At 58.2% G+C, this 21,870-nt stretch carries 25 protein-coding genes; 12 read left to right on the top strand and 13 right to left on the bottom strand.

The window, feature by feature from the left end:
• The first annotated feature begins 67 nt into the window (after positions 1-67).
• The 4 genes from rsmI (at position 68) to ACN0TS_RS14585 (ending at position 3,338) form a co-directional block, all read left to right on the top strand.
• Positions 68-946 carry a 16S rRNA (cytidine(1402)-2'-O)-methyltransferase gene (rsmI, locus tag ACN0TS_RS14600; protein WP_417260102.1) on the top strand — a complete coding sequence of 293 codons (879 nt, stop codon included), beginning with the start codon at positions 68-70 and terminating at the stop codon, positions 944-946.
• Positions 947-964: 18 nt separating this feature from the next.
• On the top strand, positions 965-1,363 hold the full coding sequence (locus ACN0TS_RS14595) for a YraN family protein (RefSeq protein ID WP_417260101.1): 399 nt from the start codon (positions 965-967) through the stop codon (positions 1,361-1,363).
• A gap of 101 nt (positions 1,364-1,464) precedes the next feature.
• Positions 1,465-2,415 carry a glutathione synthase gene (gene gshB / locus ACN0TS_RS14590; RefSeq protein ID WP_417260100.1) on the top strand — a complete coding sequence of 317 codons (951 nt, stop codon included), beginning with the start codon at positions 1,465-1,467 and terminating at the stop codon, positions 2,413-2,415.
• On the top strand, positions 2,412-3,338 hold the full coding sequence (locus ACN0TS_RS14585) for an alpha/beta hydrolase (RefSeq protein WP_417260099.1): 927 nt from the start codon (positions 2,412-2,414) through the stop codon (positions 3,336-3,338). Before gshB ends, ACN0TS_RS14585 begins: the two co-directional genes overlap by 4 nt.
• Here ACN0TS_RS14585 and ACN0TS_RS14580 read toward each other — a convergent pair.
• From ACN0TS_RS14580 to cobU, 4 genes are all read right to left on the bottom strand, one after another.
• Positions 3,301-4,815 (bottom strand): YifB family Mg chelatase-like AAA ATPase, encoded by a 1,515-nt coding sequence (locus tag ACN0TS_RS14580; protein ID WP_417260098.1) that lies wholly within the window; start codon positions 4,813-4,815, stop codon positions 3,301-3,303. The genes ACN0TS_RS14585 and ACN0TS_RS14580 overlap by 38 nt on opposite strands.
• Positions 4,816-4,897: 82 nt before the next feature.
• The gene (locus tag ACN0TS_RS14575) at positions 4,898-5,584 is read right to left on the bottom strand and encodes a glutathione S-transferase (RefSeq protein WP_417260097.1); all 687 of its coding nucleotides are present in this window, start codon (positions 5,582-5,584) and stop codon (positions 4,898-4,900) included.
• Between the two features lie 75 nt (positions 5,585-5,659).
• Positions 5,660-6,235 carry a histidine phosphatase family protein gene (locus ACN0TS_RS14570; protein WP_417260096.1) on the bottom strand — a complete coding sequence of 192 codons (576 nt, stop codon included), beginning with the start codon at positions 6,233-6,235 and terminating at the stop codon, positions 5,660-5,662.
• Positions 6,232-6,765: a bifunctional adenosylcobinamide kinase/adenosylcobinamide-phosphate guanylyltransferase gene (gene cobU / locus ACN0TS_RS14565; protein ID WP_417260095.1), complete on the bottom strand. Its 534-nt coding sequence runs from the start codon at positions 6,763-6,765 to the stop codon at positions 6,232-6,234. Before cobU ends, ACN0TS_RS14570 begins: the two co-directional genes overlap by 4 nt.
• A gap of 112 nt (positions 6,766-6,877) precedes the next feature.
• Here cobU and ACN0TS_RS14560 point away from each other — a divergent pair, with 112 nt between their 5' ends.
• The 5 genes from ACN0TS_RS14560 (at position 6,878) to ACN0TS_RS14540 (ending at position 12,653) form a co-directional block, all read left to right on the top strand.
• On the top strand, positions 6,878-7,759 hold the full coding sequence (locus ACN0TS_RS14560; RefSeq protein WP_417260094.1) for an RNA polymerase factor sigma-32: 882 nt from the start codon (positions 6,878-6,880) through the stop codon (positions 7,757-7,759).
• A 93-nt stretch (positions 7,760-7,852) separates the two neighbouring features.
• The gene (gene coaBC / locus ACN0TS_RS14555; RefSeq protein WP_417260093.1) at positions 7,853-9,046 is read left to right on the top strand and encodes a bifunctional phosphopantothenoylcysteine decarboxylase/phosphopantothenate--cysteine ligase CoaBC; all 1,194 of its coding nucleotides are present in this window, start codon (positions 7,853-7,855) and stop codon (positions 9,044-9,046) included.
• A 37-nt stretch (positions 9,047-9,083) separates the two neighbouring features.
• Positions 9,084-9,551 carry a dUTP diphosphatase gene (dut, locus tag ACN0TS_RS14550; RefSeq protein ID WP_417260092.1) on the top strand — a complete coding sequence of 156 codons (468 nt, stop codon included), beginning with the start codon at positions 9,084-9,086 and terminating at the stop codon, positions 9,549-9,551.
• A gap of 8 nt (positions 9,552-9,559) precedes the next feature.
• Entirely contained in the window at positions 9,560-10,579 is a 1,020-nt protein-coding gene (locus ACN0TS_RS14545) for a HesA/MoeB/ThiF family protein (protein WP_417260091.1), read from the top strand.
• A gap of 52 nt (positions 10,580-10,631) precedes the next feature.
• The gene (locus ACN0TS_RS14540) at positions 10,632-12,653 is read left to right on the top strand and encodes a M3 family metallopeptidase (RefSeq protein ID WP_417260090.1); all 2,022 of its coding nucleotides are present in this window, start codon (positions 10,632-10,634) and stop codon (positions 12,651-12,653) included.
• Positions 12,654-12,677: 24 nt separating this feature from the next.
• Here the strand turns inward: ACN0TS_RS14540 and ACN0TS_RS14535 are convergent, their stop codons facing one another.
• From ACN0TS_RS14535 to ACN0TS_RS14525, 3 genes are read right to left on the bottom strand one after another with little or no spacing between them, the layout of a single operon-like run.
• Complete coding sequence (locus tag ACN0TS_RS14535) at positions 12,678-13,556, bottom strand: cation diffusion facilitator family transporter (RefSeq protein ID WP_417260170.1); 879 nt, start codon at positions 13,554-13,556, stop codon at positions 12,678-12,680.
• 28 nt (positions 13,557-13,584) lie between these two features.
• A complete protein-coding gene (locus ACN0TS_RS14530; protein WP_417260089.1) occupies positions 13,585-14,577 on the bottom strand; it encodes a hypothetical protein in 993 nt (330 codons plus the stop codon).
• Positions 14,578-14,584: 7 nt separating this feature from the next.
• On the bottom strand, positions 14,585-15,142 hold the full coding sequence (locus tag ACN0TS_RS14525) for an SH3 domain-containing protein (RefSeq protein WP_417260088.1): 558 nt from the start codon (positions 15,140-15,142) through the stop codon (positions 14,585-14,587).
• Positions 15,143-15,410: 268 nt separating this feature from the next.
• Between ACN0TS_RS14525 and ACN0TS_RS14520 the strand changes: the two genes are divergently transcribed.
• Both ACN0TS_RS14520 and ACN0TS_RS14515 read left to right on the top strand, forming a co-directional pair.
• Positions 15,411-16,397 carry a 2-hydroxyacid dehydrogenase gene (locus ACN0TS_RS14520; RefSeq protein WP_417260087.1) on the top strand — a complete coding sequence of 329 codons (987 nt, stop codon included), beginning with the start codon at positions 15,411-15,413 and terminating at the stop codon, positions 16,395-16,397.
• Between the two features lie 80 nt (positions 16,398-16,477).
• On the top strand, positions 16,478-16,684 hold the full coding sequence (locus tag ACN0TS_RS14515) for a CsbD family protein (RefSeq protein WP_417260086.1): 207 nt from the start codon (positions 16,478-16,480) through the stop codon (positions 16,682-16,684).
• 64 nt (positions 16,685-16,748) lie between these two features.
• On the opposite strand, the gene ACN0TS_RS14510 is transcribed toward ACN0TS_RS14515, so the two are convergent.
• The 3 genes from ACN0TS_RS14510 to panC all read right to left on the bottom strand — a co-directional run bounded on the left by ACN0TS_RS14510 (position 16,749) and on the right by panC (position 19,448).
• Positions 16,749-17,663: a pirin family protein gene (locus ACN0TS_RS14510; RefSeq protein WP_417260085.1), complete on the bottom strand. Its 915-nt coding sequence runs from the start codon at positions 17,661-17,663 to the stop codon at positions 16,749-16,751.
• Between the two features lie 104 nt (positions 17,664-17,767).
• Positions 17,768-18,589, bottom strand: a complete 822-nt coding sequence (gene panB / locus ACN0TS_RS14505) for a 3-methyl-2-oxobutanoate hydroxymethyltransferase (protein ID WP_417260084.1) — start codon at positions 18,587-18,589, stop codon at positions 17,768-17,770.
• A gap of 10 nt (positions 18,590-18,599) precedes the next feature.
• Positions 18,600-19,448, bottom strand: a complete 849-nt coding sequence (gene panC / locus ACN0TS_RS14500; RefSeq protein WP_417260083.1) for a pantoate--beta-alanine ligase — start codon at positions 19,446-19,448, stop codon at positions 18,600-18,602.
• A 179-nt stretch (positions 19,449-19,627) separates the two neighbouring features.
• Between panC and ACN0TS_RS14495 the strand changes: the two genes are divergently transcribed.
• On the top strand, positions 19,628-19,957 hold the full coding sequence (locus tag ACN0TS_RS14495; protein ID WP_417260082.1) for a hypothetical protein: 330 nt from the start codon (positions 19,628-19,630) through the stop codon (positions 19,955-19,957).
• 109 nt (positions 19,958-20,066) lie between these two features.
• On the opposite strand, the gene ACN0TS_RS14490 is transcribed toward ACN0TS_RS14495, so the two are convergent.
• The 3 genes from ACN0TS_RS14490 to ACN0TS_RS14480 form a co-directional block, all read right to left on the bottom strand.
• Positions 20,067-20,402, bottom strand: a complete 336-nt coding sequence (locus ACN0TS_RS14490; protein WP_417260081.1) for a carboxymuconolactone decarboxylase family protein — start codon at positions 20,400-20,402, stop codon at positions 20,067-20,069.
• Between the two features lie 103 nt (positions 20,403-20,505).
• Positions 20,506-20,634, bottom strand: a complete 129-nt coding sequence (locus ACN0TS_RS14485) for a hypothetical protein (RefSeq protein WP_417260080.1) — start codon at positions 20,632-20,634, stop codon at positions 20,506-20,508.
• A gap of 123 nt (positions 20,635-20,757) precedes the next feature.
• The gene (locus tag ACN0TS_RS14480; RefSeq protein ID WP_417260079.1) at positions 20,758-21,828 is read right to left on the bottom strand and encodes a BMP family ABC transporter substrate-binding protein; all 1,071 of its coding nucleotides are present in this window, start codon (positions 21,826-21,828) and stop codon (positions 20,758-20,760) included.
• Positions 21,829-21,870 lie beyond the last annotated feature (42 nt).

Raw genomic sequence — 21,870 nt, 5'->3', positions numbered from 1 at the left:
TAGGGTCGCCTAGCAGACTAAGGCACTCAAGCCAATGAGTAAACGCCACATAACGGGACCCCTCCGCGTGACATATCAAATCAAGCCACTTACCGCCGGCCTCTACTTCGTCGCCACCCCTATCGGCAATGCCCGTGACATCACGTTGCGTGCGCTTGACGTGTTGGCCTCGGCGGACGTTCTTGCCGCCGAAGATACGCGAACCTTGCGCAAGCTGATGGAAATCCACGGCATCCCCCTCGAAGGGCGCCACATCATCGCCTACCACGATCAAAACGGGGCGAAGGCGCGCCCACGTCTTTTGGGGCTGTTGGCGGCGGGCAAGTCTGTGGCCTATGCCTCCGAAGCGGGCACGCCTCTTGTCGCTGATCCGGGGTTTGTGTTGTCGCGCGAGGCTTTGGCCGCCGGCTATGCGGTGACGTCCGCACCGGGTCCATCGGCGATGATTGCGGCGCTCACGATTGCGGGCCTGCCCTCTGACCGTTTTTTGTTTGCTGGGTTCCCGCCCGCTTCCAAAGGCGCACGGCGCACGTTTTTCACCGAATGGGGCGGCATCCACGCCACCCTCGGGTTTTATGAAAGCCCCAAGCGTATTTACCGAACATTAAGCGAACTTTGTGACATCTATGGCCCTAACCGTGTTGTGGCGGTCTGTCGCGAACTGACCAAACGATTCGAGGAAGTGATTTCCGGACCGCTTAGCGAGGTAATGGAAGCTCTTGAAGGGAGGACAATCAAAGGCGAAATCGTGCTGTTGGTGGATCGCCCGTCAAAGCTTTCGTCCGAGGACATCGACCTTGACGCAGAACTGGACAAGGCGCTCGCAACACTCTCGGTCAAAGATGCCGCTGCACAAATCGCCTCCGAGTTTGGCCTCAAAAAGCGAGAGGTGTATCAGCGGGCATTGGAACGCGGTCAGAAGGACGCACGCGACGAGGACGAGTAAGAGGATGCTAACTGCGCCATGACAGATCACGCCACGGAGCCAAGTACCCCTGATGCGGCACGTGTCCTGCGTGGGCAGCGTGCGTATCTATCGGGATTGAACGCCGAAGGGCGCGTGACGGATCACTACCTTGCCCTTGGCTATGAACGGCTTGAGGAACGGTGGCGCGGGGCGGCGGGGGAGATTGATCTGATTTTTTGGAAAGATGAAGTGTTTGTTTTTGTTGAGGTGAAAGCCTCCAAGCGGTTTGCGGGTGCGGCTGAGCATTTGCGGCCTGCACAAATGAAACGGATCATGCGGTCGGCAGAGGATTACATCGGGCGACAACCCAAGGGTCTGTTGTCGGATATGCGCATCGATGTGGCGCTCGTGGATGAGACAGGCGCGATTGAGGTCATCGAAAACGCGCTGATGTGATCTGAAACACGTAGATGTTCATTTGCGCAACGGACCTTTCTCATTGAAAGCACTCGGGTGGTGGTCCATCTATTGGGAAAGCCAATCGGAGTATTCTCATCGTGACCCACGCTTCTCTCAAAGTCGCCATCCAGATGGACCCCATCGGTCCTATTGATATCAACGCAGACAGTACCTTTCGCATTATGCTGGAGGCACAGGAGCGGGGGCATTCCCTGTTTTATTACACGCCTGACAAATTGGCCTTCCAAGAGGGGCGGCTGACCGCACGCGGTTGGCCCGTTGAGGTGCGCCGCGAAGTTGGCAATCACTATACGCTCGGCGAGGAACAAGAAGTCGATCTGTCCACATTTGATGTGGTGTGGCTGCGCCAAGACCCGCCGTTTGACATGGGCTATATCACGTCCACCCATTTGCTCGATATGATCCGTGACACCACGTTGGTGGTGAACGATCCGTTCTGGGTGCGCAACTACCCAGAGAAATTGCTCGTGCTGCAATTCCCTGACCTGACGCCGCCCACCACCATCGCCCGTGATCTCGAGACCATTCGGGCGTTCAAGGACAAGCACGGCGATATCATTCTCAAACCGCTTTACGGCAATGGCGGCGCGGGTGTGTTCCGCCTTGGCCCTGACGACAAAAACCTCTCTTCCCTGCACGAACTGTTCTCGGGCATCAACAACGAGCCGCTGATCGCGCAAAAGTTCCTCGCGGATGTGTCCAATGGCGACAAGCGGGTGATTTTGGTCGACGGCGAGCCTGTCGGTGCTATCAACCGCGTGCCGCAAAAGGGCGAAACACGTTCCAACATGCACGTCGGTGGTCGGCCCGAGAAAATCGGGCTGAGTGCGCGGGACCGCGAAATCTGTGATCGCATCGGGCCGCTATTGAAAGAAAAAGGTCAGGTCTTTGTCGGCATCGACGTGATCGGTGACTATCTGACCGAGATCAACGTGACCTCTCCCACGGGCATTCAAGAATTGGAACGGTTTGACGGCACCAACACGGCGGCGCTGTTGTGGGAGGCAATCGAGGCCAAGCGCGCATGAGTCTACGGATGCGGATCATCGGTGGCGCATTGCGGCCTGTGATCCGCGCCGCCTTGGCGCGGAAGGGCGACCCGATACAGCTGCGCCGTAAGCTCGAGCGCAGAATGAGGCACTATTTTCACGCGCCTCCATTCGCACGGTTTGATGAGGTCCATGTGGGCGGGCGTCGTGCCCTTTGGGTGTTGTGCGGACCTGCCCTGCGCCAACCCGCGACTGACAGCCGTGTGATCCTCTATCTGCATGGCGGTGGTTATATTGCGGGCAGTCCTGAGACCCATAAAAAGATGGTCGCACGGCTTTCCAAAATGACGGGGTTGCGGGTGTTCTTGCCAAGCTACCGGCTTGCACCTGAGTATCCATTGCCTGCTGCCTTGGACGATGTTCGCGCCGCATGGGATCACTTGATTGCGTTGGGCTATGCGCCCGCTGACATCATCCTTGGGGGAGATAGTGCGGGGGGCGGGTTGGCGTTCTCGTTACTGTCGCAGTTGTGCCAAGCTGGTACGCCGCCGCGTGCCGCCTTTGGCTGGTCGCCCTTTCTGGACCAGACGTTTTCGGGAGAGTCGGTGCAAGAGAACGCACAGCGCGATCATTTTTTCCCTGCATCCCGTCTGCATGATCTGACAGTGACGGTCCTTGGGGATATGGCCGCGTCCGACCCGTACGTCTCGCCTCTGTTCGCCGAGTTTCCTGATTGTCCGCCCGTGTTGCTTCAGGTCTCGGATTGCGAAATCCTGCGCGATGATTCCATGCGTATGGAGGCTAAACTACGGGCGCGCGGCGCAGAGGTGTTGCTTCAGACTTATGTTGGCGCACCGCATGCGTGGCAGCTTTTTGACGGATGGTTCCCTGAGGCGCGTGAGGCGATCGGGCTCACCGCTGACTTCATACAGGTTCACGCGACGCCACAACGCGGTAGCTGAGCGCCTCGGCCACATGCAAGCGATTGATCTCGTCGGCTCCTGCGAGATCAGCGATGGTGCGTGCTACGCGTAATACGCGATGATACCCACGCGCAGACAGTCCCAATTTGTCCGCTGCCATAGAGAGCAAGGCGCGTCCTTCGGCATCTGGTGTTGCGACTTGTTCAAGGGCGCGGCCTTCGACGTGTGCATTGGTGCGCGTGTTTGTGCCTTCATAACGGGCGGTTTGAATGGCGCGGGCGCGGGCAACCCGTTCGGCGATCATTGCCGATGACTCGCCCGTGGGCGCACGTTCCAGATCGGCCATGTCTACAGGCGGCACTTCGAGGCGCAAATCGAAGCGGTCCATGAGCGGGCCAGATATGCGGCCCAAATAATCCTCGCCACAGATGGGCACTTTGGAACAGGCCCGTGCGGGATCGGGCAGATAACCGCATTTGCACGGGTTGGCGGCGGCAACCAACATGAACCGCGTCGGGTAACGAGTGTGGGCATTGGCGCGCGCGATCATCACCTCGCCTGCTTCAATTGGTTGGCGCAGGCTATCAAGCACCGCGCGTGGAAATTCGGGCAACTCATCGAGAAGCAGGACGCCGTTGTGCGCGAGCGATATTTCTCCGGGTTGTGCCGCGCGTCCGCCGCCGACAATCGCCGCCCGCGAGGCCGTGTGGTGCGGTTCGCGAAACGGGCGGGCACGGCTAATACCGCCCGCATCCAACAGGCCCGCAAGTGAATGCACTACAGACGTTTCAAGCGCTTCTTGGGCCGACAACTCTGGCAAAATAGTTGGCAATCGCGCTGCGAGCATTGATTTTCCCGATCCGGGGGTACCGACCAGAAACATGTGGTGATGACCCGCCGCGGCGATTTCCAAGGCGCGTTTGGCTTTCTCCTGTCCCTTCACGTCGCTCATGTCGCGGGCGTGGTCGGGGCGGCGCACTTCACCCGGTTCCGAGGGGGTGAGGGGAGCGTCGCCTGTGGCGTGGCGGATGAGCTTGGCGAGGGTTTGGGGCGCGAACACGGGCGTGGCCCCGACCCAAGCCGCCTCTGGACCACAGGCTTCAGGGCAGATCAGATCGCAACCAAGTGCGCCCGCCGCAAGCGCCGAAGGCAAGGCCCCCGCAACACTAACCAGAGTGCCATCGAGCGATAGCTCCCCGATGGCGAGCATCTTTTCGGCTGCCTCCTCAGGGATCAACCCTGTCGCAGTCAGGAGAGCAATAGCGATGGGCAGATCAAAGTGTGAGCCTACTTTGGGCAGGTCGGCAGGGGACAGGTTGATGGTGATTTTCTTGGACGGCAATGCGATCTGCATCGCAGATAGTGCGGCACGAACCCGTTCGCGGGCCTCCGAGACGGCTTTGTCCGGCAGGCCCACAATGGTGAAGCTCGGCAGTCCGGGGGAGACGGCGCATTGGACATCAACGGGACGGGCTTCCACGCCCTCAAATGCGACCGTCCATGTGCGTGCAATCATGGGAACCTCCCGTTAAAGCGCCTTAACCTTTCTTACCCGCCTAAAGAGACTTGGTTAGAAAGTGGTTAACGGGAGGGCGCTGTCAGTCGGCCACGGGCCAGTTTTCTTTGGGGCCGTCAAAGCTGTAGGGAAGAGGGTCGTAGGTCACCTCCAACCCTGCGCGGCGCCATTTGCGGAACGCGGGATCATTGAGGTGGGCCATTGCATAGGTCCGCAAGCGGTCGGACACGGGTAGGTTATATCCGATAATCCGCGCGGCCACGGGGGCGTAGAACGCATCGGCTGCGCTGTAATCGCCAAATAGCCACGGTCCCTCACCGCCAAAGCGGTCCATCGCGCGACCTAGTAGGTCGTCGAGACGTTCAAGGTCGGCATTTACGGCGTCGCTTGGGGTGAACCCTGTCAGCACAAAGAGAAGCTGCATACTGCATTCATTGCGCAGTGCGCCAAAGCCTGCGTGCATTTCACCCACGAGCCACCGCGCGTAGCTGCGGGCTTCTGTGTCTTTAGGCCAAATGCCCGCTTCGGGATGGCGGTCGGCGAGGGTTTCGGCGATGGCTGTGGTTTCTCCTACGACCCAGCCTTCGGGCGTGCGCAGCGTTGGCACCAAACGGGCAGGGGCAAGAGCCGCCAACTCGGAGGCCATCGTGCCAGAATAGAGCCCGAGCATATGCTCGGTGTAGGGAAGGCCAAAGTTTTCCAACAACAGCCATCCGCGTAGGCTCCAACTCGAAAAAGATTTGTCGCCAATAAATAGATCGTAAGTCATGGGGCTCTCCTGCACGTTTAGGAACTACGTTAAGGAGCTTTCATAGGTCACGATACCGAATAATAGGAATGGGGGTCATTCGGGAAAGTGATTGATCGACAGGGCGTTCCATCCGCCCGATTTCCAGTCGGCGTTGCGTCGGATAACGGTCAGCGACAGCGGGGCGATCTCGTGGCCGAGCGCCTCGAACGGCGGGCAGTTCAAGGCCTTTTGCAATAGCGACATGATGACGCCCATATGCGCGACCACGATGACGTCACCCGTCAGCGCATCCACAGCACTTGCGACCCGCGCCGATAGGGTGTTCCAGCTTTCGCCTTCTGGCGGTGCAGTGTCCCCCGGGGTCTCGAACACCTTGCGAGCAAGCGCTCCGTCCTGTGCCTCGATCTGTGCCCATGTCAGCCCCTCCCATGCGCCAAAATACGTCTCGCGCAAACGCGGATCGTGCGGCAGGCGGGGTTTCGCCCCTTGGATCGCATCCGCTGTTTTGACGGCACGTGACAGGTCGGAGGAGATGATGGGCGCGTGGGGCAGTGCCGCTTCGAGCCGTGCGATTTTATCCGTCTCGGACAAATCGGCGGGAACATCCGTCCAACCGACGAAACTTTTGGCATGGGTTGGCCCGTGCCGGACGAGGTAGAGGTGATTCATGAGAGGGCCTCGGGTAGCGCCCCCTTCAGGGTAAAGGGCAGGCCCGCCATGACCCCCACAACCGTTTCGGCCTCTTGGGCCAACTGACGGTTGAGCGTGCCTTGGGCGATGCGAAACTGCCGTGACAGGGCGTTGTCGGGCACGATCCCTTGGCCGACCTCATTGGAGACAATGACGATCTGGGCGGGGGTTTCACGTAGCGCAGCGATGAGGTCTTTGGTCTGTGCGGTCACATCGTGTTCGGACAAAAGATGGTTGGTCAGCCAGAGCGTTGCGCAATCAAATAGTACGATCTGATCCGCCTGTGCGGCGCGGATCACCCGTGCTGCCTCGAACGGTTCTTCGATGGTCGTCCACTGCGTGCCGCGCTCTGTGCGGTGGCGATCAATCTTTGCGCGCATCTCGTCGTCGAATGCCTGTGCTGAGGCGAGATAGACGCGATCTAACGTGCTGTGAAAGCACAGTTTTTCCGCAATGCTTGATTTCCCCGATGAGGCTCCGCCGAGCACAAGTGTGAGGGTCGCGCACATGTTTGTGAAACTTTCTGTCATCCGGATGCGTTATCATTACGTAACAGGAGTATCCAATGCCCGCAATGAGACCTCCAAGAGTCGCGGCATAACCAATCTGGGAGTTTGTATTATGGCCCGCTATCTCACTGCGCCCGAACAAAATTTTTCTCGCCGCGCGATGAAGGCGGAGATGCTCGACGCGGACACGGAGCGCGACCTCGCGGTTGCATGGCGTGACCATCGTGACGAGGAGGCACTGCACCGCCTGATTAGCGCCTACATGCGGTTAGCTATTTCGCAGGCCGCAAAGTTCAAGCGCTACGGCGCGCCGATGAATGATCTCATCCAAGAAGCGGGTTTGGGTCTGATGAAGGCCGCCGAAAAATTTGATCCCGACCGAGGTGTGCGGTTCTCGACCTATGCGGTGTGGTGGATCAAGGCTTCGGTGCAGGAGTATGTAATGCGCAATTGGAGCCTTGTTCGCACGGGCTCCACCTCGTCGCAGAAATCGCTGTTCTTCAACATGCGCCGCGTTCAGGCTCGGTTCGAGCGCGAGGCGGCCGCACGAGGTGAGCGGCTTGACCGTGACCAGTTGCACCACAAAATTGCGACGGAATTGCGTGTTCCGCTGCGTGATGTCGATATGATGAATGGCCGGCTGTCCGGGTCTGATTTTTCGCTCAATGCGCAGCAATCAGGTGAGGATGAGGGGCGTGAGTGGATCGACACTCTCGCAGATGAGGGTGAGACCACGGCGGAGATGGTCGGTGAGGCGCATGACCAGATGCAGCTCAAGAAATGGATCGCTGACGCGATGAGTGGTTTGAGCGCACGTGAGAGGTTGATCCTGCGCGAGCGCAAATTGACCGATGATCCGCGCACCTTGGAAAGCCTTGGTGATGAGTTGTCGCTGTCCAAAGAACGGGTGCGCCAACTGGAAGTGGCAGCCTTTGGAAAGATGCGCAAGACCCTTGAACAGCACGGCGAGGCGCTGTCGTCCTTGCTCCACTAGATGATGCGAAGGGCGCGTGAGGCGATCTGCCAAGTCCTTGTTTTTCGGTGTTGGCCCGCTTAAACCTTTGTCTATTGGCCAAGGGGTTTCACCATGTTGCACGGCAAGACCATTCTGCTCATCATTGGCGGCGGGATCGCTGCGTTTAAGTCACTCGAACTGATCCGTCGGATGCGGGATGAAGGCGCGAGGGTCGTTCCTGTGTTGACCAAAGCCGCCGAAGAGTTTGTGACGCCCTTGTCAGTGTCAGCATTGTCGGCGGAAAAGACTTACCGTGATTTGTTCGATCTCACCGATGAGGCAGAGATGGGGCATATCGAATTGTCGCGTGCGGCTGACCTCATTGTTGTTGCACCTGCCACGGCCGATCTGATTGGAAAAATGGCTAATGGTTTGGCCAATGATCTGGCTTCCACTCTTTTGATGGCGACAGATAAACGTGTGTTGATCGCGCCGTCGATGAATGTGCGGATGTGGCATCACCCTGCCTGTCAGCGCAACGTCGCCACGCTCAAATCCGATGGGGTTTTGTGTGTCGGGCCTGACGAGGGCAATATGGCCTGTGGCGAGTTTGGCCTTGGCCGTATGGCCGAGGTACCTGATATCATCGCTGCGACCTCTGCCGCGCTTTCTGATGGGCCGCTCAAGGGCAAGCATGTGCTTGTGACCTCTGGACCAACGCACGAACCGATTGATCCTGTGCGCTACATCGCTAATCGGTCTTCAGGGGCGCAAGGCACGGCGATTGCCAGCGCTCTGCGCGCCCTTGGGGCTGATGTGACTTTTGTCACGGGCCCCGCCGATGTGCCTCCGCCTGCGGGCGTCACGGTCGTTGCCGTTGAGACAGCCCGTGAGATGAAAGAGGCCGTTGAGGCGGCTTTGCCCGCGGATGCGGCGGTGTTTGCGGCTGCGGTTGCCGATTGGCGTGTGGCCTCGCAAAGCGGGTCGAAAATCAAGAAGAAGGATGGCGCTCTGCCTGTGTTGGAGTTCGCGGAAAACCCTGACATCCTCGCGAGCGTGAGCCAGATGAAAGCGGGTCGGCCTCCGCTCGTCGTGGGTTTTGCCGCCGAGACGGATCAGGTGTTGGAACACGCCACAGCCAAGCGTCTGCGCAAGGGCTGCGACTGGATCGTGGCCAATGATGTGAGCCCCGAAACAGGCATCATGGGGGGCGCGGAGAATGCAGTCACTTTGATTTCTGAGGATGGCGCAGAGGTCTGGAAACGGATGGGCAAAACCGATGTTGCCCAAAAACTGGCTCTGCGGATCGCGGATGAAATCGCCTGAGAGCATTCTGTCAGGCACAAAGAAAGAGGGCGGTGGCATGAGCGTTCCGATCAAAATCCAATGGATAGATGAGGCAGACCGTGCGGTGGCCCTTCCGGCCTATGAGACGGCGCAGGCGGCGGGAGCGGACCTGCGTGCGAACCTGCCCGAGGCGGTGCGTGACGCGGGGATTGTGATCGCGGCAGGGGCACGAGCCCTGATCCCGACGGGGGTGAAAATGGAAATCCCCGCAGGGTTCGAGGTCCAGATCCGTCCCCGTTCAGGGTTGGCGCTTAAACACGGCATCACGCTTGCCAATGCGCCCGGCACGATTGACGCGGACTACCGTGGCCCCGTGGGTGTTATTATGATCAATCTCGGAGCCGAGCCTTTCACCGTGGCGCATGGCGACCGCATCGCCCAAATGGTCGTCGCTCCCGTGGTGCAGGCGACGTTTGATGTGGTGGATGATCTGAGTGCGACAGAGCGCGGCGACGGGGGTTTTGGCTCCACGGGCCGCAGGTAACGTCCGGCATGGTGGTTTTCCTCCTACTCGTCGCCTGTCTTTGGGGCATCGGGGCACTCACGGGAGCGCCGTCCCGTGCCCGTTGGGCGATGATTGGCGTGCTTTATGTTGCAGTGCTCCTCGCGGTGATGATTTCCCCTGAGAACAACCCGTTCGGAGGAACGGTTGGCGAATGGGCCTTGCTTGGTGGGGGAGCCACACTTGTCGTTGCCTATCGGTTTGGCCTGTCCCGATTGCGGGCGCGGGTGGCGGTGAATGCACCTGAAACACCTGAGGCGGGGCCGTTTCGCGATGCCGAATTAGAGCGCTATATGCGGCATATCATTTTGCGTGACATTGGCGGGGTGGGTCAGAGAAAACTCAAAGAAGCCAAGGTTTTGGTCGTTGGTGCAGGGGGGCTTGGTTCCCCTGTGTTGCAATACCTCGCGGCCAGCGGTGTCGGTACGATTGGGGTGGTGGACGACGATGTGGTTGAGGCCTCCAACCTGCAACGCCAAGTAATCCACACCGATGAACGCCTCGGTATGCCGAAGGTATTTTCCGCCGAAATGGCAATGACCGCACAAAACCCGTTTGTCGAGGTGCGTCCCTATAACAGGCGTCTGGATGAGAGCTGCGGAGAATTGATCGCCGAATATGATCTTGTCCTCGACGGGACGGACAATTTTGCCACGCGCTATCTTGTGAACCGTCTGTGTGTTGAAAACCAGACGCCGTTGATCGCTGCGGCGATTACCCAATGGGAAGGCCAGATCAGCACCTATAACAGCGACGCCACAGCGCCCTGTTTTCAGTGCGTATTCCCCCAAGCGCCCGCTGCCGATATGGTGCCGAGTTGTTCCGAGGCGGGGGTGGCTGCGCCCTTGCCGGGGGTGCTTGGCACCATGATGGCAATGGAAGCGATTAAGCATATCACAGGAGCGGGGCAGGGCTTGTCGGGGCGCTTGGTGATCCATGACGCGCTTTACGCCGAGACACGGACAATTTCGGTGAAAAAGCGGGCCGATTGTCCGATTTGTGGCGGCTAACACTTTTCCTTTGCCTGCTCGGGACATAGCTTGTCTCTCAAAGGAGATACCTATGACCAACCCGCTTCTCGCCCATTGGGACACGCCGTTTGAACTGCCCCCGTTCGCGCAGATTGACGATGCCCATTTCCAACCTGCATTCGAGACTGCTCTTGCCGAGGGCCGTGCAGCGATTGCTGCGATTGCCGATAATCCTGAACCGCCCACCTTCGCCAACACGATTGAGGCGATGGAGCAGGCAGAGGATGCTTTGGGCCGTGTGCTTGGTGTCTTCTACAATCTTGCGGGTGCAGACAGCAATGACGCCCGCCAAGAGTTGCAGCGCGTTTTTTCCCCCGCTTTGGCCGAATACTCCACACAGATCACACAGAATGCCGCGCTGTTCGCACGTATCGAAAGTCTCTGGGAAGCGCGTGAGACGCTTGATCTCAACGACGAACAGGCCCGTGTTTTGATGCTCACACGCCGTTCGTTCGTGCGGTCAGGCGCCAAACTCGAAGGCGCGGACAAGACCCGTATGGCGGAGATATCTTCGCGTCTTGCCACTCTGGGGACCGAGTTCACTCAACGCCTTTTGGCGGATGAGGCCGATTGGTTTCTGGAACTATCAGAGGAGGATCTGGAGGGGTTGCCCGCCTTTGTTGTCGATGCAGCGCGGTCTGCGGGTGAGGAAAAGGGTCTGTCAGGGCCATGTCTGACCACGTCGCGCTCATTGATCTCGCCGTTTTTGCAATTCTCGCCGCGCCGTGATTTGCGGGAAAAGGCGTTTCATGCGTGGTCCTCACGCGGAGCGCGCGGGGGAAAGAATGACACCCGTGCGATTGCCGCTGAGACGTTGAAGCTGCGCGAGGAACGCGCCAAGCTTTTGGGCTATGACAGCTTTGCCGCGTTCAAGCTCGAAACCGAAATGGCCAAAACACCCGATGCGGTGCGCGGGTTGTTGATGCAGGTTTGGGAGCCTGCGAAACGGGCCGCTGAGCGCGATGCCAAAATTCTTGAGACGATGTTGCATGACGACGGGTTCGAGGGGCCATTGGAGCCTTGGGACTGGCGCTATTACTCCGCCAAACGGCGCAAGATCGAGCATGATCTCGACGAAGCGGAATTGAAGCCTTATCTGCAACTTGATCGGATGATTGAGGCGGCGTTTACCTGTGCGACCCGTCTGTTCGGGTTGGAGTTCGAGGCGCTTGATGTGCCGCTTTATCACGCCGATGCGCGGGCGTGGAATGTGACGCGTAACGGTGAACATATCGCAGTGTTCATTGGTGACTATTTCGCTCGTGGGTCAAAGCGCTCGGGGGCATGGTGTTCGGCCATGCGTAGCCAGAAAAAGCTCGGGAAACCTGTCGCGCCGATTGTTGTAAATGTGTGCAATTTTGCCAAAGCGCCCAAAGGACAGCCGAATTTACTGTCCTATGATGATGCGCGGACATTGTTCCACGAGTTCGGTCATGCTCTGCACCAAATGCTGTCCGATGTGACCTATGAGTCGATTTCGGGCACCTCGGTGGCGCGTGATTTCGTCGAACTGCCCTCGCAGCTTTACGAGCATTGGTTGGAAGTGCCCGCCGTCCTCGAAGAGTTCGCAACTCATGCCGAAACCGGCGAGCCGATGCCCGCCGATATGTTGGAGCGTCTCTTGGCGGCTCAGACCTACGATCAGGGCTTTGCGACGGTCGAATATGTCTCGTCAGCGCTTGTCGATCTTGATTTCCATGACGGGGATGCACCTGCCGATCCGATGCAGGCGCAGGCCGAAACATTGGAACGGATCGGGATGCCGCACGCGATCACCATGCGCCATGCCACGCCGCATTTTGCTCATGTGTTTTCGGGGGATGGTTATGCCTCTGGCTACTATAGTTACATGTGGTCAGAGGTCATGGATGCCGATGCCTTTGAGGCCTTTGATGAGAACGGCGCATTTGATCCTGCGACGGCCAAAAGCCTTGAGGACAACATCCTGTCGCGTGGCGGGTCAAGCGATCCTGTCGAGCTTTACACCGCATTTCGCGGGCGGATGCCGGGTGTCGGCGCGCTGCTCAAAGGGCGCGGTCTGGTCGAGGACTAAGTCGTAAACACAGGGCGAGGCGGATCAATCGGCCTCGCCTGTCACATCCTTATGGATGATGACATCGGCGCGCGGGTAGGCGTCGAGAATGGCACGTTTGAGACCTGCGGAGATAGCATGGGCTTCGCGCAGGGTTTGATCTCCGTTTACTTCGATATGGACGTGGACAAAGGGTTTTGACCCCGCCATGCGAGTCTTGAGGTCATGGAAGTCGTCAACACCTTCAAAGTTGCGAGTGATCTGTTCGAGGTCCTCTACGATCTCTTGAGGGGCGGAGCGGTCCATAAGGGCATCCCACGCGCCCTTGCCGATCCGTAACGCTCCCAGTGCAAGCATTCCTGCCGCGCCCAAGGCGACCACGCTGTCGATCATGGTGAGGCCGAATGCGGCTGAGGCCATGAGGGCAATAATCGCGCCGACGTTGGGCACGAGATCGCCGAGATAGTGTAAACTGTCAGCGGCGACGACCTTGGACCCTGTGGCTCGCGCAACGCGGCGTTGCCATAGGACAAGGCCTGCTGTGAGGGCGATTGAGAACACCATCACCGCGATGCCTTCGGCCTCTTGTCCGACCCGCACAGGGGCAGGGGAGAGGAGGCGGCGCAGGGCGGAGACGGCGATGACGCCGCTCGACATCAAAATAAAAACAGATTGCCCGAGGGCGGCGAGGTCTTCGGCAGAGGTATGTCCGAACCGGTGGTCGTCATCGGGTGGTCGGGCAGCGTAATAGATGGCCATTAATCCGCCGAGCGCCATCATTAGGTCCATCGCGCTGTCGGCAAGAGACGCTCCGATAGACAACGCACCCGTTTGGGACAGCGCCCAAAGTTTGGCAGCGACCAGGATCGCGGCGACACACACAGAGGCGATGCCCGCGGAGAGGTTCAATCTATTGTCTGTCATCATCAGTAGTGTCGCGCCCTTTGAGCGGTCAGATCAACATCAATTTGTCGCGGACACGCGCCCACGCCCGTGTGGCGAAGTCGTCTTTGGCGGGCTCTAAGCAGTTGCGGGCAAGGAACCAGTGGAAATAGCCCGCATAGTCGAAATCTCTCATGGTCTCGGCGCCGTGGGATAAGGCGGCGGTAAGGTCGGATTCGGTGCGCGGCGTCAGGGTGGCGTGCCAATAGTCGGATTTGGCGCAGGTGGCGACGGGTTTGCGTTGCATCAGTGCTTCGAACCCTGTCGACGAGTTTTGGGTGATCACCATGTCGGAGGCCGCAATCAGATCGTGCACGGAGGCATCTATGATTTCGACATTGGGCAGGGCTGCGGCAATGTCCATCACCCGAAGTCGTGCTTGTTTTGACTGAAGTGGGTGCGGTTTCACATAGACGCGGGCGGACGGGTCATAGGCGGACGCCGTGCGGATCATTTGCTCGGTGCCGAGATAATGCCTGCGCGGGGTTCGGTGTTCGATCCCTTGGCAAAAGATCACCGCCAACGCGGGGGCGAGAGAGGAAGAAAAACGTGGTTCCTGCCACAGCTTCGAGACGTTTTGTTCAAGCATGTAACTGCTGACGCCATTGTAGAAATAGTCAGCCTGTTCACGGTCCACATCTGCGGGGCAGAATTTGGCGAAGCGCAACGAGCTTTCCCAGCCGAAGCCAAGTTCATCCAGATACCAAAACCCCCAGATGTAGGAGGGGTGTGCATGGAGGATGGTCGGCCCGAACATTGCGGGGCCGCCCACAATGATGTGTAAATGCGGGCTTTGCAGAAGCGCTTGGCTTGTGCGGCTATTGCCCTCAACAAGGTGAACACGCATGGAGCGCTCTTCCAGTTGAGCGGAAAGTTTGACAAAGAAATCATGCTTTTGCTGCTTGATTGCTTCAAGCCAGCTGCCGTAAGCGTGGATCACAACCGACTTCAGCCCTGCGGGAATATTGCGGGCGGCGAGGGGGGAGATGAGGAGCTCTGTCATTGCTCTGTTACTCTAGGATTTCGTCGTCGTAGACGCCCCAGATGCCCGACTTGAGAAGCCATCCTTTATATCCGCCAGCGCTGGCCTCACACCATGAGATGTTGCATTCAAGGAGCTTGAGAATTGCGCCTTTTTCAGCCTGTGCGGACAGGCGGCTTGCGGTGTCGGGTTTGCGGTAAAGATCGACCATAGAATCGGTCACAACGGCGGTTCGCACGCCCGAAATCAACGTGTAGTGAATCCATCCCGTAGCGCCTTCGTTGTCGCGCACGCGACGCCAGTGGCCATATTCGGCGATCACCTCGAACGGGTAGCCGCGTTGTGTGAACACCCAGTCGATGCGATGGCTCAGCGATGGACCACGACGCAGGTTGGCTTTGTTGGCTTTGAGCGAGACAAAGCGGGGCAGGGGGAGATTCGTGACCGACCCGCGATCTGATTGGGGTGTGGCGGGGGCGGGCGTAATTTCGGTCTCGGTTGAAGTGGTGGCTTGATCTTGCGAGGCGTCTTGGGCGGAGGCCTGTCCTGTGAGTACCAAGGCGACCAAGGCGGCAAGCAATGCCACGCATCCTTTGACACGTCGCCCTGTCCGTCGCACAGATTGTGGATGTGGTGCGCTCTTTTTCAAGAACGCTTTCTTCAACACCTGCATGTCCACCCTCATGACCTCAAAAAGCACTTATAACGTTTGCGTATTACACTAAAGGATACGCGCCCGTTGGCCGAGCGTCTTATCGTCACGGTGTTATCGGATACCCCTTGCCCAGATGCAATGCTGTTTGCACAATGGGGGCACGCAACGGCGCCCGAATTGACGCCACGAAGGAGCACATATGCCCGACAAACGTCCCAAGGTTATCGTCACGCGCCGTCTTCCCGAGGTGGTTGAGACGCGGATGCGTGAACTTTTCGATGTGCGGTTGAACGAGACGGACGAGATTTTGTCGCGTGAGGCTCTAATAGAGGCGATGCGCGATGCGGATGTGATTGTGCCCTGCGTGACCGACCGGATCGACGCGCAGATGCTTGATGCGGCGGGCGGACGCGTGAAACTCATTGCCAACTATGGTGCGGGGGTCGATCATATTGATGTGGTGGGGGCTCATGCCCGTGGTGTGCTTGTCTCCAATACGCCTGGTGTGATGACCGAAGATACGGCGGATATGGCGTTGGGGCTGATTTTGGCGGTGACACGGCGGATGCCTGAGGGGGCTAAATTCATGCAGTCGGAGGACTGGCGTGGATGGGCGCCGACGGCCTTTATGGGGCAGCGCATTGGTGGAAAATCTTTGGGGATTCTCGGCATGGGGCGTATCGGGCGGGCCTTGGCACGGCGCGCGACTGCGTTTGGCATGTCGGTTCACTACCACAACCGCACACGTCTGCACCCGACGATAGAAGCCGACTATAAGGCGCAGTGGTGGGACAGTCTTGATCAGATGTTGGCGCGGGTTGACGTGTTGTCGATCAACTGCCCGCACACACCCGCTACGTTCCATTTGATTAATGAGCGGCGTCTCAAGTTGATGAAGCCATCTGCTGTGATTGTGAACACGTCGCGTGGTGAAGTCATCGACGAGAACGCGCTTACCCGTGCGCTGCGGCGAGGCGAGATTGCAGGGGCGGGTCTTGATGTGTTCGAGCATGGCCACAAAGTTAATCCGCGTTTGCGCGCATTGCCCAATGCTGTGTTGTTGCCTCATATGGGGTCGGCCACCGTCGAGGGACGCGTTGAAATGGGGGAAAAGGTGCTGCTCAACATCTACACTTTTGCCGATGGCCACCGCCCGCCTGATATGGTCGTGCCCGATATGATTTGAGGTTTTTGGGAACCTTTGGGGTGCTCTGATGCGTTGTCTTTGTAGATTGGAAACGCAACCTACACGAAAGGACGGCCCACATGTCTTGGGACATCATCGAAGGAAAGTGGAAACAATTCAAAGGCAAAGCCCGCGAAGAATGGGGCGAATTGACCGACGACGAGTTGGATCAGGTGTCGGGTGAACGTCAACAGCTCGAAGGCCTGTTGCAAGAGAAATACGGCAAGACCAAAGCCGAAGCGAAAGAGGCGGTGGACAGTTTCGCAGCCCGTGTCCACAATATGTAACCCAACGTGGCGCAAGATAAAAAGCGGAGCCAAATGGCTCCGCTTTTGACTGTTTGGGGCGCAGTTAGTCGCGCTGATCTTTGATAAAGGTGCCGTTGTTGAGGTCTTGCATCGCTTGGTGCAACTCGGCGCGGGTGTTCATCACAATGGGGCCGTGCCACGCCACTGGTTCTTTGATCGGCTGACCAGAGATGAGCAGGAAGCGCACGCCCTCAGGGCCAGCGCGGACCACAACTTCGTCACCCGTGTCAAAGTTGACCAAAGTGCGGTTGCCCGACATATCGCGGATGTTGATCTCTTCACCCGCGACCTCTTTTTCGACCCGCACGCCGTAAGGATTAGAGGCGTCACGGAAACTACCCGCACCGGCAAACACATAGGCAAAGGTATTGGCATAGGTGTCGACAGGCAGGCGTTTGGTGGTGTTGGGGGGCACGCTCACGTCGAGGTACAGCGGATCAGCGGCGATGCCGTCCACGGGGCCACGTTTGCCCCAAAAATTGCCCGTGACGATTTTCACGCGGGTGCCGTCATCGTCAATGATTTCAGGAATGTCGTGACCTTGGATGTCTTGATAGCGTGGGGCGGTCATCTTGAGCGAAGAGGGCAGGTTGGCCCACAGCTGGAACCCGTGCATCTGCCCCTGCGCGTTTCCGCGTGGCATCTCTTGGTGCATGATGCCTGAGCCTGCGGTCATCCATTGCACGGAGCCCGCGCCCAACACGCCGCGATTGCCAAGACTGTCGCCGTGTTCCACCTCGCCATCAAGCACGTAAGTGATTGTCTCGATGCCGCGATGCGGATGCCACGGAAAGCCCTTTTCGAACTTCGCGGGATCATCGTTGCGAAAGTCGTCGAACAGTAAAAACGGATCAAATTCGCGCGGCTTGTGAAAGCCGAACGCGCGGTACAGATGAACGCCAGCGCCCTCTAAGGTCGCTTCGGCGAGGCTTTCGGATTTAACGGGGCGAAATGACATAACGGGCCTCCTTTTCTTCTCCCTATATGGGAGTGTGTGGTGGCGCGCGTAAATACCGTTTGGCGGAGGGCCTTTGTGCATAATCGCGCAAAGGCCGCTCCGTTCTATTTCTTGTTGTTGTAGACGTTCTCTGGCCCCGGGAAGGCGCGGGATTTCACTTCGTCGGCGTATTGCGCCACGGCGTCCTCGATGGCGGGGCCAAGCGCGCCATATTTTTTGACGAACTTTGGCACCCACGGGTTGAGTCCAAGCATGTCTTCGAGCACCAAGATCTGCCCGTCGCAATTCTTGGAGGCCCCGATGCCGATGGTTGGAATATCAATCGCCGCGGTGATTTGATCGGCCAGTGGCTCCATAACCCCCTCGACCACCACGGCAAAGGCACCCGCCTCTGCGACGGCCTTGGCATCGGCGATGTGCATGTTCCATGTTTCTTCGTCACGGCCTTGGGTTTTGAACCCGCCCATGACGTTGGTGGATTGCGGGGTGAGGCCAATGTGGGCCATCACGGGAATGCCGCGTTCCACAAGGAATTTGATGGTTTCGGCCATGCGAGCGCCGCCCTCAAGTTTCACCGCTTGGCATTGGGTTTCTTTCATGATCTTAGCCGCATTGCGGAACGCCATGTTGGGGCTTTCCTCATAGGTGCCAAAGGGCATGTCGACGACGATCAGCGCCCGTTTTGTGCCGCGCACCACCGCTTGACCGTGCACAATCATCAATTCAATAGGCACACCAACTGTGCTTTGCATGCCGTGCATCACCATGCCAAGGCTGTCGCCCACAAGGATGAAGTCGGCGTGTTGATCGACAATGGCCGCCGTGTGCGCGTGATAGGAGGTGAGCGAGACAATCGGCTCGCCGCCCTTGCGGTCACGAATTTGCGGGACGGTGATGCGGCGGATCATTTCGTTTTGGACTGACATAGGTGGCTCCTTAGCTCGGGTCGGCGACGCGTTGGTCAATGAGTAGCACATCACCGAAACGCACAGCGAGAAGAATGACGGCAGGGGCGGAAATCTGGCCTTCGATCGGCTCTAACGTTGCGGCATCACGCACATCAACGGATTCGATTTTGGCGCGGGGTTCTTTCTCGATAAAGGCGCGGATGGAGGCTTCAAGTTCGGCGGCGGTGCGCCCGTCCGATGCTTCGTAATCGCCGTAGGCCAAGGCCTTGTTAAGGATCAGAGCGGCTTGGCGGTTCTCGGCACTCAGGCGCACATTGCGGCTCGACATGGCCAATCCGTCCACCTCGCGCACAGTTGGCACGCCGTTGATTTCTATGGGGATATCCAGATCGCGGACCATCGTGCGGATGACCAGAAGCTGTTGGTAGTCCTTCTCACCAAAGAAGGCCTCATCGGCACCGACGATATTGAACAGCTTGGTGACGACGGTGCACACGCCTTTGTAGTGATCGGGACGCAACGCGCCCATCAACATGTGTTCCAAGCGCTCGGTTACAACGGTGGTTTGTTTGAGTGGGTGATACATTTCATCCACGTCAGGGCAGAACACCGCGTCCACGCCCTCGGCCTCAAGCAAGGCAAAGTCGCGGGCCTCGTCGCGCGGATAGGCGTCGAGATCGGAGCTATCGCCAAATTGGGTGGGGTTCACAAAGATCGTCGCAACAACGCGGTCGCACTTGGCTTTGGCGGCTCGTACAAGCGTCAAATGTCCTTCGTGCAGGTAGCCCATTGTTGGCACCAGACCAACAGTGGCCCCCGCAGATTTGAAATCTTTGACGGCGTCACGGACCTGAGCCTTTGTGCGGCAAATTTTCATGTGGATGGCTCCCTCACTCATTCGGCGGGCAGGTTAGTGTGTATGCGGCAGCGCGGCAAGACGCATAGAAACCCGTCTTTGACCCATGCGGGCCAAGAAACACCACTGGCATTTCAAACTTTTGCCCGAATTCGCGGTGAGTAAGAATGCAAAGAAATGTTCAACGCTTGGGTGGTCTTATGGCGTCATTGAGTAAGGTATTTGCGGTTTCCGTTTTGGTTGTCGGATTGGGAGCCATCGGGTTTGTCGGGTATCAATACTATCAGATGTCTGGCGATCTGGTATCGACCGAGAGTGCCGCATTAAGTGAGGCTACGGATGTGGTCGATGCGGCGAGCGCAGTTGTTGTCGCTGACGCAAAGCCGAAGAAGAAAAGCTTTTTCGACCGGTTCAAATCCAAAGACACCGAGGTTGCGGACGTCCCACCCGAAGAGGTTCTCACCATGGAGTGCAATCAACGTGGCGCGCGCAAAAGCTGTAGCGTGGTGCGGGAGGCCGAGGAGGAATGACGAGCCTGTTGCGATACGGGTTCGTCGCCTAGAGACACGCTCCTCACAGTTTGAAAACGCGCGACCTGCTTTGCAGCGGCGCGTTTTGACGTTGACAGGCATGGCGCGATCAGGCCGCTAATTCGTCCCATGCTTCCAAGGCCTTAGCGGCATACATCAAAACAGGTCCGCCGCCCATCTGGACGCACATGGCGAGCATCTCGGCCAGTTCCTCGCGGGTTGCGCCTTGTTTGGCCAAGGCCTCGACGTGGAAGCCGACACAGGGCTCGCAGCGTACACCAATGGCGATGGACAGGGCCACCATTTCTTTGGTCTTGGCGTCCAGAAGATCGCCTTCCATTGCGGCCTGTGACATTGCGCCGAACCCTTTGGGGATGTTGCGGTTGGCTTTGTTGAGACTGCGCAGCGCGTTGCGCATGCTTTCGTTCTTTTCGGTCCAGCTCATCGGGGAAACTCCTTTGTCCGCGTCTGTTGTTTGCGCCACCATGCGCAGGAAAGTCGGGCGGAAGCCTTGATCCGTATCAAGGTATTCGGAGGTATGAATGAGTTTAGCGATAAGGGCGGCGTTTGGGCGCATGTCCGTCGTCGTAGCGCGATTTGGACGCATAGTGACAGGCTCCGCCTTGTGGCACGGCGAGGCGTTCGAGAGCTTTCATCAGACGGGTCCAAAAGGCCATGGGTGAGTCTCCTATGCGGTCACTCTAATAGAAAAGGGCCCGTCGATAAACGGGCCCAATTCCAGTGTCGGATTGCTGTCGGACATCTGTCGGACCTTTGTCGGGCCGCGACAGAGATCCGGCTTATTGTGGAATGTCGCCTGTGAGGCCTTCAACGTAGAAGTTCATGCCAGCAAGCGTGCCGTCGTCGGCCACTTCGCCTTCAGCCAACCAAGGTGTGCCGTCCTGCTTGTTCAGCGGGCCGGTGAAGGGGTGGTATTCGCCGGACGCGATTTTGTCTTTGATCTCCAAAGCAGCAGCTTTCACGTCTTCGGGAACCGCGTCGGTGATTTCACCAATGCCGACCATGCCTGCGCCAATGCCATCCCATGTGTTATCGCTTTCCCAAGTGCCATCCATGACCGCCTGAACACGATCGATGTAGTAAGGTGCCCAGTTGTCGATGATCGAAGACACGCGTGGGAATGGTGCATATTCCGCCATGTCAGAGGCCTGACCGAAGGTGATGACATTGCCCGCCTTTTGCGCGGCAGCGTGTGGCGCGGTGGAGTCGGTGTGTTGCAAGATCACGTCTGCGCCTTGGTCGATGAGCGCTTGTGCGGCATCGGCTTCTTTCGCAGGGTCGAACCATGTGTAGGCCCAAACGACGGAGAACTCGACGTCAGGGTTCACTTTCTTGGCGTGGATATACGCGGCGTTGATGCCGCGGATCACTTCGGGGATCGGGAAGGATCCGATGTAGCCAACTTTGTTGGTCTTGGTCATCATGCCCGCGATGGTGCCCTGAACGGCGCGACCTTCGTAGAAACGTGCGGAATAGACACCTACGTTGTCGGCGGTTTTATAGCCCGTGGCGTGTTCAAATTTCACGTCGGGGAATTTCGCCGCGACGTTGATGGTCGGGTCCATGTAGCCGAAAGAGGTGGTGAAGATGATGTCGGAACCTGACAGCGCCATCTGTGTGATCGCGCGTTCGGCGTCTGCGCCTTCGGGGACGCTTTCTTGGAAGACGGTTTCGACTTTATCGCCGAAATGCTCTTCGACTTTGAGACGGGCTTGGTCGTGCTCATAGGTCCAACCCCCGTCGCCCACTGGGCCAACATAAATGAAACCGACCTTGGTTGGATCGTCGGCCATCGCGGCGCTTGTGAGGCCAACAACCAAAGCGGTTGTGGTCATAATTTTTTTGAACATAGCAGTCTCCCGGTTCGTTTGGGGGCGCGTCCCCCATTTGAG

Source organism: Celeribacter sp. (genome assembly GCF_048266405.1).
In the GTDB taxonomy this organism is placed as follows: Bacteria; Pseudomonadota; Alphaproteobacteria; order Rhodobacterales; family Rhodobacteraceae; genus Celeribacter.
The sequence above is the reverse complement of the archived record's forward strand: the minus strand, read 5'-3'. Positions and strand labels throughout refer to the sequence as shown.